This is a genomic window from Pseudomonas sp. 15A4, from assembly GCF_016925575.1.
GTDB lineage: Bacteria > Pseudomonadota > Gammaproteobacteria > Pseudomonadales > Pseudomonadaceae > Aquipseudomonas.
The window spans coordinates 1431503-1443207 of the sequence record NZ_CP068986.1 but is presented as its reverse complement, the minus strand read 5'-3'; the positions used below and the strand labels follow the sequence as shown (position 1 = coordinate 1443207).

Genomic DNA, 11705 nt, shown 5'->3' with positions numbered 1-11705 from the left:
TATCATTGCGCGCCACCCTGTCGACCGCGAGTGCCTTATGCGTCACCTGCTTACCGGAATTGCCGTTACGCTGCTGCTTCTGCTCAACACACTGGTGTTGATCGGCCCGCTGATGGTCTTTGCGCTGCTCAAGTTGGTGTTCCAGAGCGAGATGCGCGACAACTGCTCGGCAGCAGTGATGTGGATCGCCGAGACCTGGTGTGAAATCAACAAGCTGATCTTCAAAATTTGCCTGCCAACCCAGTGGGAAATCCGCGGCGATGAAGGCCTGCGTGGCGATACCTCTTACTTGGTCATCGGCAACCATCAGTCCTGGGTGGATATTCCGGCGTTGGTGCAGGCGCTGAATCGACGTACGCCGTTCTTCAAATTCTTCCTCAAGAAAGAACTGATCTGGGTGCCGTTTCTAGGCTTGGCATGGTGGGCGCTCGACTACCCGTTCATGAAGCGCTACACCAAAGCGTTTCTCGCCAGGCATCCCGAGCTCAAGGGCAAGGATCTGGAGATCACCCGGGAAGCGTGCGAGCTCTTCAAACGTCAGCCGGTGACGATCGTGAATTATCTGGAAGGCACACGCTTCACGCAGGCCAAAAAGCCCAACAGGCTTCGCCGTACCGCCATCTGCTCAAGCCCAAGGCAGGCGGCGTCGCATTCGTGCTGGCGGCGATGGGTGAGCAGCTGGACGCGGTGCTCGATGTGACGGTGGTCTATCCGAGTGCACGAATTCCCGGGTTCTGGGACTTGATATCAGGACGGGTGCCGCGGGTGATCGTCGACATCAAGACCCGCGAACTCGACCCTGCGCTGTGGCAGGGCGATTACGAGAATGACCCGGTGTTTCGCGTGTACGTGCAAAAGTGGGTCAACGGGCTGTGGGAAGAAAAGGATGCGCGGATTGCCGAGTTGCGCGGCCTGATTTCCTAGCACCCCTTCTCAGCAACAAGCGCCCCTTTTGCAGGGGCGCGGCAACTCAATTACTTGGCGCCCCAGACGCCACTCAACGCCTGCAACGCTGAACCACCAGCGCCTTGCTGACCGAGGTATTGCAGGATCACCGGCACGAACTGGCTGACCATGCTGCTGTTCATGCCCAGGGCGCTGAACGCCTTGTTCACGTCGCCCATGCTCTGCACATTGCCCAGCGCGCTGTCCAAGGCAGAGTTGCTGCTCCCGGAATTACCCAACAGTCCGCCCAGACCACTCAGGCTGCCCAGGGCCGAGTTGCCGGCCAATTGATCCAGGCCGGGCACTGATTTGCTCAGTTGCGAATAGTCGTTGCCAGCGAGTTTGTTCTTGGCCAGCCCCAACAAGGCCCCGGTGCCGCCCACCGCTTGCTCCGGCGTGACCTTCAATTGCGTGCCCAGCGTGTTCAGCAGCCCGGCGGCCTCAGGCGCGGCCGTTGCCTTTTGCTGGCCGCCGGTAGCATTGGCAACCGCGTTGGCGGCGTCATTCAGATTGAAGGCGAAGACCGGCGTGGCGGCCAGCGCCATCAGGCTCGCCAGCGCAGCACCGCGTACGTTTTTCAGTGAAACTTTCATCGCAACAACCTCGTTTGCCGGGGGACCGGCCGTAGCCGGGTAAACACGCGTTGGACCGCCCCTCGAAGGGAAGTTCCACGCAGGCCGTCAGGGTTAGCGGACGTAAAACAGCCGCTGCGGCTCGAAGGTCCGCGCCAGCCGTTGATCCGCAGCCGTCGAGCCCGCCTCCAGGAGCCGATGACGAATGAACGCCTTATCGAAATGCTCACCGTTGCGGAGCTTCTCGCGCAGGCTGATCAAGCGCGTGCCACCCTGATGATCGGCGCCTCGATAAAGCGGCTCACTGAAGAGGCGTACCTGAGGGTCGGGGCTGGCTCCCATGGATGTCAGCTGAACCTGCGTGATGATCGCGAAACCGGACAACCAGGGCGACCAGAGCCGGGAGACGTCGGCAGCGAAACACTCACCCGGCGTGAAGTCAGCCTCGCAGTCCGCCAGCTCACGGTAGGTCGGCGCCACTCGCAGATGTTGGCGGTAAGCGGCGCGATATCCGGCCTTACAGACTGGCGGCGCGATTCCGGCCCAGATGCAGTCGTTGGGGTTTTCAAAGAACAACTCCGACGAGGCCCAGCCTGGCGGAAAGGGCTCCAGGTGAGCGCTGGCCAGCGTGGCTGGCAGGACAAAGAGCGGCATTGTGACGAGGAAATAAATCGAGGTTCTGACCCACCAGACAAACATGCATGACTCGCCAGCTGAAAAACGGGCCGGACAAATAGCACGGAGAAAAGACAGCTGAAACCAGCGGGAACGGAATTCAAACGCGCCTCAAGTATTTTCAGAAACGCCCTACAAATGCCGGGCCAGAAGCCTACGTCAGGTATAAAAAAAGCGACCCGAAGGTCGCCTTTTGTAAAGCTCAGAGAATCATGCGGCGCTGAACAGTTTGTGTGGATCGATGACGAATTTCTTCGGCACGCCAGCGTCAAACTCGCCGTAACCGCGCGGGGCGTCGTCGAGGCTGATGACTTCCACGCCCACCACATCGGCGATGTTGATGCGGTCCCACATGATCGCCTGCATCAGTTGACGGTTGTACTTCATGACCGGTGTCTGGCCGGTGTGGAAGCTGTGGGATTTTGCCCAGCCCAGGCCGAAACGAATGCTCAGCGCGCCGACCTTGGCGGCAGCGTCCACGGCGCCCGGGTCTTCCGTCACGTACAAGCCAGGAATGCCGATCTTGCCGGCGACGCGCACCACGCCCATCAGCGAGTTGAGTACGGTGGCCGGTGCCTCGGCCTTGGCGCCGGAGTGGCCGTGGCCGCGTGCTTCGAAGCCCACCGCATCAACGGCACAATCCACTTCAGGCTCACCCAGCAGATCGGCGATCTGCTCGTGCAGCGGGGTGTCTTTGGACAGGTCGGCGATCTCGAAACCCTGGGCTTTGGCGTGGGCCAGACGCACCGGATTGACGTCACCGACAATCACGACCGCTGCGCCGAGCAAGCGTGCTGAAGCGGCGGCGGCGAGCCCCACGGGACCGGCGCCAGCGATGTACACCGAGCTGCCCGGGCCAACGCCGGCAGTCACTGCGCCGTGGTAGCCGGTGGGCAGGATGTCAGAGAGGCAGGTCAGGTCGCGGATCTTCGACATCGCCTTGTCACGATCAGGGAGTTTGAGCAGGTTGAAGTCGGCGTACGGCACAAGCACATATTCGGCCTGGCCGCCGGTCCAGTCGCCCATGTCGACGTAGCCGTAGGCACCGCCGGCTCGGGCCGGGTTGACGGTCAGGCAGACGCCGGTGTGTTGCTCTTTGCAGGAGCGGCAACGGCCGCAGGCAACGTTGAACGGCACGGACACCAGATCGCCGATTTTGAGGTTCTCGACATCGCTGCCCTTCTCGATCACTTCACCGGTGATTTCGTGCCCCAGTACAAGGCCGACCTGGGCTGTCGTTCGCCCACGCACCATGTGTTGATCGGAGCCACAAATGTTGGTGGAAACCACGCGCAAGATCACCCCGTGCTCGATCTTCTTGCCGCGCGGGTCCTGCATCTTGGGATAGTCGATTTTCTGTACTTCGACCTTGCCTGCGCCGAGATACACCACACCACGATTACCAGACATACATGTCACCTCTCTATTTGTTATTGATTGGGTGAGTCAGTGAGCTTCAAGCCGCAAGCTTCAAGCAGCAAGCAAAAGCGCTGCTGCCACTTCATGGGCCCGAAACGTGTTGCGAGTACGCCGCTTTTCCTCTTGCGGCTTGAAGCTTGAAGCTTGTAACTACCCCCTACAGCACCACGGTTCTGTTGGCATTGAGAAACACGCGTCGCTCGATGTGGTATCCCACCGCGCGCGCCAGGGTCAGGCCTTCGATGTCGCGGCCCTTGGCGATGAGGTCTTCGGGGTAGTGACTGTGGTCGACCACTTCGACGCCCTGGGCGATGATCGGCCCTTCGTCGAGGTCGTTGTTGATGTAATGGGCCGTCGCGCCGACCAGTTTCACGCCCTTGTTGTAGGCCTGATGATACGGCTTGGCGCCCTTGAAGCCCGGCAGCAGCGAGTGATGAATGTTGATCGCCTTGCCATCCAGCTTGCGGCACAGCTCCGGCGACAGCACTTGCATGTAGCGGGCAAGCACCACCAGTTCGGCGCCGGTGTCTTCGATCACCTTCATCACCCTGGCTTCCTGGGCCGGTTTGTCGTTGGGGTCGAGGGGGAAGTGGTAGTAGGGAATGTCGTGCCAGCGCGCCAACGGTTCGAGGTCCGGGTGATTGGAAACCACGGCGACCACGTCCATCGACAGCTGATTGATGCGCTGACGGTAGAGCAGATCGTTGAGGCAGTGGTCGGCCTTGGACACCATGATCACCACTTTAGGGCGGTAATTCGGCGCGGTGAGCTCGAAGATCATGCCAAACGATTCGCCACGCTCGGCGAGGCCTGCACGGAAGGACGACTCGTCAAACCCCTCCGGCTGGCGAAACTCGACGCGAATGAAGAAGCGGCTGGACAGCCGGTCATCGAACGAGTGGTGCTCGGTGACGTAGCAGCCCTGCTCGAAGAGGTAACGCGTCACCGCGTCCACCGTGCCCAGCACGCTGGGGCAGTCGGCAGTCAGAATCCAGGTATCGGGGGCGCGGCTCATGGTTAGTCCTTTTGATCACAAAATTCGGCGTTCGGATCGTGGCTGATCGTTCCCACGCTCTGCGTGGGAACGCAATTCAGGACGCTCCGCGTCCATCGGCGAGTGGTGCGGAGCGTCGCGGCAGGCGTTACCACGCGGAGCGTGGGAACGATCAAATCAAGCAGCAATGCTCAAACCATACTCCGCACTCGCGTCCTGCAACCACATCCACCAGTAATCGGCGAAGCTGCGGCGGATCACCAGTTCCCAGGTGTCTTCGCCGGTACGGCGGATCACCAACTGCGATTTGGCGAACACCGTGCCGATGGCCTTGCCCACCGGGAAGTTGCTCGGGTGCACGTCGTAGCTGGTGGACTTCATCAGCACTTCGCGGACCTTCGGGCCGGTCAGCTCCAGCAGCGATTGCCCGCCGCTGACGTTGACGATGGCGATGTGCAAACCGGCTAGCGCCTCGCGCAGCTTCTGCTCGACGGCGAACTCTTCACCGGTCGGCACGATCAGCAACCACTCATCCGGGCCGAGCCACTGGATCGAGCTATCGCCGCTTGAGATCAGCGCCAGCGCGCCCGGCAATTCCATGCCCAGCGCCTTGTGCACGCCCGCCGCGAACGCCGGATCGTGGCCATTGCCACGGATGGTCAGGTGGCCAAGCAGTTTTTCTCCCGCAGCACGACGCCCGGATTGCTGCGGCCTTTGCCGATCAGGCTCTGAAGGTCAGCGTGAAACAGCGGCGACTCGGCTTTGGCGTCGGTCGCTGGCCGCTGTTGGTAAACGTTGGCTGTGGTCATAGAGCACCTGTGTTGAATTCTGTTGTTTCAGTGAACACGTTCCCGTAGGAGTGAGCTTGCTCGCGATCGCGGTGTATCAGTCACCAGATGTATGCCTGATCTCACGCCATCGCGAGCAAGCTCACTCCCACAGGGATGTGGGCAAGCCGAGACTTACTCCACGTTCTGCTGATCACCCTTCGGATCGAAGAACACCGAGGACACAATCTCCGCCTCGATCACCGACCCATCCGCCAAGGGCGCAAACACCCGCTCGCCCATGCGCTTTAGCCCGCCCTTGACCACACCCATCGCGAACGAATAGCCCAGCGAGTTCGCGGCGTAACTCGAGGTCACGTGGCCCACCATCTTCATCGGGATCGACTGCTTCGGATCGAACACCAGTTGCGCGCCTTCCGGCAGCCATTTATTCGGGTCAACCGGCTTCAGGCCTACAAGCTGCTTGCGATCTTCCCGCACGCAGTCCTCACGGTTCATGCCGCGCTGGCCGATCCACGAGAACGGCTTGGTGCGGCCGACACACCAGCCCATGTTCAAATCGTCCGGGGTCATCGAGCCGTCAGTGTCCTGGCCGACAATGATGAAGCCCTTCTCCGCCCGCAGGACGTGCATGGTTTCAGTGCCATACGGGGTCAGGTTGTACTGTTTGCCGGCTTCGGCGATTTTTTCCAGAACGCCCATGGCGTAGTCGGCCTGGATGTTCACTTCGTAGGAAAGCTCGCCGGTAAACGAAATCCGGAACACCCGCGCCGGCACACCGCCCACCAGCCCCTTCTTTCCAGGTCATGAAGGGGAACGCTTCACGGCCCAGATCGATATCGGTCACTTCGCTGAGCAGCTTGCGGCTGTTCGGGCCCGACAGCGTCAGGGTCGCGTAGTGGTCGGTGACGGAGGTGAAGTACACCTTCAGGTCCGGCCATTCGGTCTGTTGATAAATTTCCAGCCACTGCAGCACGCGGGCAGCGCCGCCGGTCGTGGTGGTCATGATGAAGTGGTTGTCGGCGATGCAGGCGGTCACGCCGTCGTCGAAGACCATGCCGTCTTCCTTGCACATCAGGCCGTAACGCGCTTTGCCCACATCGAGCTTGGTCCAAGCGTTGGTGTAGATTCGGTTCAGAAACTCCCGCGCATCCGGGCCTTGAATGTCGATCTTGCCCAGCGTCGATGCGTCCAGCAGACCCACGCTGTCGCGCACGGCCTTGCACTCGCGGCGCACGGCGGCATGGATGTCTTCACCGGCTTTGGGGAAATACCATGGACGTTTCCACTGACCGACGTCTTCGAATTCAGCGCCGTTCTTCACGTGCCAGGCGTGCAGCGCGGTGAAGCGCACCGGCTCGAACACGTGACCACAGTGACGCCCGGCAATGGCGCCAAAGGTCACCGGCGTGTAGTTCGGGCGGAACATGGTGGTACCCATTTCCGGGATCGATACGTTCAGCGAGCGGGCGGCAATCGCCAGCCCATTGACGTTGCCGAGCTTGCCCTGGTCGGTACCGAAACCCAGCGCGGTGTAGCGTTTGACGTGCTCGACGGACTCGAAACCCTCGCGAGTCGCCAACTCAATGGCCGCCGCGGTGACGTCGTTCTGCAGGTCGACGAATTGCTTCGGCGCCCGCGCAGTGCCTTTTTCGTGCGGGACTTGAAACAGCGCGAGTGTCGGTTCTTCTACGCGGCTCAACGCTTTGGGCAGTACGCCTTCGACCGGTTTGAAACCGGCTTCACTGGCGGCGCGCACACCGCCTTCAAAGCCATCGGCCAGTGAGTCGCCGAGGGCGTAGACGCCGTTCACACCGCCGACGCAGACGCGTTTCTGCGGCGCTTCGCCCGGCACGAAACCGAGGATGTCTTCGCGCCAGACCGGCTTGCCGCCGAGGTGCGAAGCCAGGTGAACGATCGGGCTGTAACCACCGGAGCTGGCGACCAGATCGCACTCCAGCCATTCGCCAGGACTGGTGACCTTGTGGGCTCTGACGTCGATGGCGCAAACGCGGGCTGCGGTCACGCGCTTGGTGCCACGGGCTTCGGTGACGGCGCTGCCGGTCAGGATGCGAATGCCTTTGGCGCGGGCTTCTTCCACCAGTGCGCCGCGCGGGTTGTGACGCGCATCGGCGACGGCCACCACGTGCAGGCCAGCGTCGAGCCAGTCCAGCGCTACGCGGTAGGCGTAATCGTTGTTGGTCGACAGCACCAGTTTCTTGCCCGGCGCCACGCCATAACGGCGCACGTAAGTGGAGACCGCGCCGGCCAGCATGTTGCCCGGCACATCGTTGTTGCCGTAAACCAGCGGGCGCTCGTGGGTACCGCTCGCCAGCACCACGCGCTTGGCGCGAACGCGGTGCATGCGCTGCCGCACCTGACCAATCGGTGCACGGTCGCCGAGGTGATCGGTCAGGCGTTCATGAATGGTCAGGAAATTGTGGTCGTGGTAACCGTTCACCGTGGCGCGCGGCAGCAAGGTGACGTTGGGCAGGCTTTTGAGTTCGGCCACCACCGTCGCCACCCATTCCACCGCTGGCTTGCCGTCCAGACTTTCGCGGCTGTCCAGCAGGCTGCCGCCGAATTCTTCCTGCTCGTCAGCGATGATCACGCGAGCCCCGCTGCGAGCCGACGCCAGTGCAGCAGCCAGACCTGACGGGCCGGCGCCGACGATCAGCACGTCGCAGTGCTGGTTCATGTTGTCGTAGGTATCCGGATCCAGCTCGGTCGGCGAACGCCCGAGGCCCGCTGCCTTGCGGATGTACTTCTCGTAGGTCATCCAGAACGATTGCGGGTACATGAAGGTTTTGTAGTAGAAGCCCGGCGGCATCAGTTTGCCACCGACCTTGCCGAGAATGCCCATCATGTCGGTGTTCACGCTCGGCCAGCCGTTGGTGCTGGTCGCGACGAGGCCCGAATAAAGCGCCTGTTGCGTGGCGCGCACGTTGGGAATCTGCGTGGCTTCGGTGGCACCGATCTGCAGCACGGCATTCGGCTCTTCGGAACCTGCCGCAAAGATGCCGCGAGGGCGGGAATACTTGAAGCTGCGGCCAATGATGTCGACGCCGTTGGCGAGCAAGGCTGCGGCCAGGGTGTCGCCTGCAAAGCCTTGATAGGTCTGGCCGTTGAAGTTGAAATTCAGGACCTTGCTGCGATCAATGCGGCCGCCATTGGGCAGGCGATTGGACTGGCTCATACCTGTTCTCCCTTTCTGATCGCGGGCGCTGGATTGACGAACTGCGGCTGCGTGCCGATCGGATAGGTTTCGAGAATCTCGTAGGTCACGGTGTCACGGGTGGTGTTGAAGTACTGACGGCAGCCCGCCGCGTGAATCCACAACTCGTGATGCAGACCGCGCGGGTTGTCGCGGAAGAACATGTAGTCGCCCCACTCTTCGTCGGTGCAGGCAGCCGGGTCGAGTGGACGCGGGATGTGGGCCTGACCGGAGACGTGGAATTCCTCTTCGGAGCGCAGTTCGCCACAGTGAGGACAGAAGATATGCAACATGGGAAAAGTCCTCTGTTAGTGGGCTACGGCTGCAGCGCCGTGTTCATCGATCAATGCGCCGTTGTGGAACCGGTCGATTGAGAAGGGCTTGGCCAGCGGGTGCATTTCGCCTTTCGCCAGACTGGCGGCAAACACGTTGCCCGAGCCGGGCGTGGCCTTGAAGCCACCGGTACCCCAACCGCAGTTGAAGAACATGTTCGGCACCGGCGTCTTGGAAATGATCGGGCAGGCGTCCGGCGTGGTGTCGACGATGCCGCCCCACTGGCGGTTCATGCGTACCCGCGACAGCACCGGGAACATCTCGACGATGGCCTGAATGGTGTGTTCGATCACCGGGTACGAGCCGCGCTGGCCATAGCCGATCCAGCTGTCGATCCCGGCCCCGATCACCAGGTCGCCCTTGTCGGACTGGCTGATGTAGCCGTGTACGGCGTTGGACATGATCACGCTGTCGATAATCGGCTTGATCGGCTCAGACACCAGCGCTTGCAGCGGATGGGATTCAACCGGCAGACGGAAACCGGCGAGCTTGGCCATGTGGCCGGAGTTGCCGGCAGTCACCACACCGACGCGCTTGGCGCCGATGAAGCCCTTGTTGGTTTCGACGCCGATGCACACCCCGTTTTCCTTGCGGAAACCGGTCACTTCGGTCTGCTGAATCAAGTCCACGCCCAACGCATCGGCGGCGCGGGCATAGCCCCAGGCCACGGCGTCATGACGCGCCACACCGCCGCGACGTTGCACGGTGGCGCCGATGATTGGGTAACGGGTGTTCTTCGAGCAATCGAGGTACGGAATCTCGTCGGCCACTTGCTTGCCGTTAAGCAACTCGCCGTCGACGCCGTTGAGTCGGTTGGCGCTGACGCGGCGCTCGGAATCACGCATGTCCTGCAGGGTGTGGCACAGGTTGTAAACGCCCCGCTGGGAAAACATGACGTTGTAGTTGATGTCCTGAGACAGGCCTTCCCACAGTTTCATCGCGTGTTCGTATAAGTGCGCGGACTCGTCCCATAGATAGTTGGAGCGCACGATGGTGGTATTACGCGCGGTATTGCCGCCGCCCAACCAGCCTTTTTCGACCACGGCCACATTGGTGATGCCGTGCTCTTTGGCCAGGTAGTACGCCGTCGCCAGACCGTGCCCGCCGCCGCCGACAATCACGACGTCGTAGACCTTTTTCGGGGTGGGCGTGCGCCACATGCGCTGCCAGTTTTCGTGGTGGCTGAGGGAGTGTTTGAAGAGGCCGAAGCCCGAGTAATGCTGCATGGTGCGACTCCTGACTCAGCGGTAAACCGGGAAATCGGCGCACAGCGCGGCGACCTGGTCGGCAACATTGGCCTCGACATCGGCGTCGCCGAGGTTGTCGAGGATGTCGCAGATCCAGCCTGCCAGCGTGATGCACTGGGTAACTTTGAAACCGCGCGTGGTCACGGCGGGTGTGCCGATGCGCAGGCCCGACGTCACGAACGGCGATTGCGGATCATTCGGCACGGCGTTCTTGTTGACGGTAATGTGCGCTCGACCGAGCGCCGCGTCGGCGTCTTTCCCGGTCAGGCCCTGACGGATCAGGCTGACGAGGAACAGGTGGTTGTCCGTCCCGCCGGAAACTACGTCGTAACCACGATCAATGAACACTTGCGCCATGGCCTGGGCGTTGTCGATCACTTGCTGTTGGTAGGCTTTGAAACCGGGTTCCATGGCTTCTTTGAAGCACACGGCCTTGCCGGCAATCACGTGCATCAGCGGGCCGCCCTGGGCACCCGGGAACACGGCGGAATTAAGCTTTTTCTCGATTTCTTCGTTGGCCTTGGCCAGGATCAACCCGCCACGCGGACCGCGCAGGGTCTTATGGGTGGTGGTGGTGACCACATCGGCGTACGGCAGCGGGTTCGGGTACAAACCGGCGGCGACCAGACCGGCCACATGGGCCATGTCAACGAACAGCAGCGCGCCCACTTTGTCGGCGATCTCACGAAAGCGCGGGAAATCCAGGGTTTTGGAGTAGGCCGAGAAACCGGCAACGATCATCTTCGGTTTGTGCTCGACGGCCAGTCGCTCGACTTCGTCGTAATCGATCAGGCCAGTGGCAACGTCAATGCCGTATTGAACGGCGTTGTACAGCTTGCCCGATGAAGACACTTTGGCACCGTGGGTCAGGTGACCGCCATGGGCCAGGCTCATGCCCAGCAAGGTGTCGCCCGCTTGCAGCAGCGCCAGGTAAACCGCGCTGTTGGCCGAAGAACCGGAATGCGGCTGGACGTTGGCGTAGTCGGCGCCAAACAGCAGCTTGGCGCGATCGATCGCCAGTTGCTCGACCTTGTCGACATGCTCGCAACCGCCGTAGTAACGCTTGCCGGGGTAACCCTCGGCGTATTTGTTGGTCAGGCCGCTGCCCTGGGCCTGCATCACGCGCTTGCTGGTGTAGTTCTCCGAGGCGATCAGCTCGATATGGTCTTCCTGACGCTGCTCTTCGGCACTGATCGCCGCCAACAGTGCATCGTCATAACCCTGGATCTGGTCTTGCTTGCTGAACATCGCGGTTCTCCCAGCGGCGGCGCGGCGCCTGAATGATCGACAGGGCCGTGAACTGCCCTTTGGCCACGATGGTATGGCTGACGCCGACAGCCCAGATGCCTGCGCGCGCCACACAAAGGCGCGTTTACGACATGGGACAACGGGGAGCGGGATTTGCGCGGCTCTGCGCGCAGCAGACTGTCGGCCCTGAGCCTCCCGCGAATCCTCGGCACGCCACAACACCTCAGACCAATGGGCACGGGACTGTCAAAACTGACAGTATTCAAATAG

The 11705-nt window shown here is 61.6% G+C and carries 7 protein-coding genes and 3 pseudogenes; 1 reads left to right on the top strand and 9 read right to left on the bottom strand.

Annotation, left to right across the window (positions count from 1 at the left end):
• The first annotated feature begins 37 nt into the window (after positions 1-37).
• Positions 38-924 (top strand): annotated as a pseudogene (locus tag JN403_RS06375) (acyltransferase).
• 50 nt (positions 925-974) lie between these two features.
• On the opposite strand, the gene JN403_RS06370 reads toward JN403_RS06375, so the two are convergent.
• The 9 genes and pseudogenes from JN403_RS06370 to glyA all read right to left on the bottom strand — a co-directional run bounded on the left by JN403_RS06370 (position 975) and on the right by glyA (position 11435).
• Positions 975-1538 carry a DUF2780 domain-containing protein gene (locus JN403_RS06370; RefSeq protein WP_205486269.1) on the bottom strand — a complete coding sequence of 188 codons (564 nt, stop codon included), beginning with the start codon at positions 1536-1538 and terminating at the stop codon, positions 975-977.
• 93 nt (positions 1539-1631) lie between these two features.
• On the bottom strand, positions 1632-2216 hold the full coding sequence (locus JN403_RS06365; RefSeq protein ID WP_205486267.1) for a DUF1190 domain-containing protein: 585 nt from the start codon (positions 2214-2216) through the stop codon (positions 1632-1634).
• A gap of 186 nt (positions 2217-2402) precedes the next feature.
• Positions 2403-3602 carry a formaldehyde dehydrogenase, glutathione-independent gene (fdhA, locus tag JN403_RS06360; protein ID WP_122536487.1) on the bottom strand — a complete coding sequence of 400 codons (1200 nt, stop codon included), beginning with the start codon at positions 3600-3602 and terminating at the stop codon, positions 2403-2405.
• Between the two features lie 166 nt (positions 3603-3768).
• Positions 3769-4626 carry a formyltetrahydrofolate deformylase gene (gene purU, locus JN403_RS06355; protein ID WP_122536486.1) on the bottom strand — a complete coding sequence of 286 codons (858 nt, stop codon included), beginning with the start codon at positions 4624-4626 and terminating at the stop codon, positions 3769-3771.
• A gap of 156 nt (positions 4627-4782) precedes the next feature.
• Positions 4783-5414 (bottom strand): annotated as a pseudogene (soxG, locus tag JN403_RS06350) (sarcosine oxidase subunit gamma family protein).
• 153 nt (positions 5415-5567) lie between these two features.
• Positions 5568-8589: pseudogene (locus JN403_RS06345) on the bottom strand (sarcosine oxidase subunit alpha).
• Entirely contained in the window at positions 8586-8900 is a 315-nt protein-coding gene (locus tag JN403_RS06340) for a sarcosine oxidase subunit delta (protein ID WP_065991271.1), read from the bottom strand. The pseudogene JN403_RS06345 and the gene JN403_RS06340 overlap by 4 nt, the downstream one beginning before the upstream one ends.
• A gap of 15 nt (positions 8901-8915) precedes the next feature.
• Positions 8916-10166, bottom strand: a complete 1251-nt coding sequence (locus JN403_RS06335; RefSeq protein ID WP_122536482.1) for a sarcosine oxidase subunit beta family protein — start codon at positions 10164-10166, stop codon at positions 8916-8918.
• Between the two features lie 15 nt (positions 10167-10181).
• Positions 10182-11435, bottom strand: a complete 1254-nt coding sequence (glyA, locus tag JN403_RS06330; protein WP_205486265.1) for a serine hydroxymethyltransferase — start codon at positions 11433-11435, stop codon at positions 10182-10184.
• Positions 11436-11705 lie beyond the last annotated feature (270 nt).

Bases quoted from the DNA above. Each gene is read 5' to 3' on its own strand.
- fdhA (WP_122536487.1), bottom strand. From the start codon at position 3,602: ATGTCTGGTAATCGTGGTGTGGTGTATCTCGGCGCAGGCAAGGTCGAA.
- purU (WP_122536486.1), bottom strand. From the start codon at position 4,626: ATGAGCCGCGCCCCCGATACCTGGATTCTGACTGCCGACTGCCCCAGC.
- JN403_RS06340 (WP_065991271.1), bottom strand. From the start codon at position 8,900: ATGTTGCATATCTTCTGTCCTCACTGTGGCGAACTGCGCTCCGAAGAG.
- JN403_RS06370 (WP_205486269.1), bottom strand. From the start codon at position 1,538: ATGAAAGTTTCACTGAAAAACGTACGCGGTGCTGCGCTGGCGAGCCTG.
- JN403_RS06335 (WP_122536482.1), bottom strand. From the start codon at position 10,166: ATGCAGCATTACTCGGGCTTCGGCCTCTTCAAACACTCCCTCAGCCAC.
- glyA (WP_205486265.1), bottom strand. From the start codon at position 11,435: ATGTTCAGCAAGCAAGACCAGATCCAGGGTTATGACGATGCACTGTTG.
- JN403_RS06365 (WP_205486267.1), bottom strand. From the start codon at position 2,216: ATGTTTGTCTGGTGGGTCAGAACCTCGATTTATTTCCTCGTCACAATG.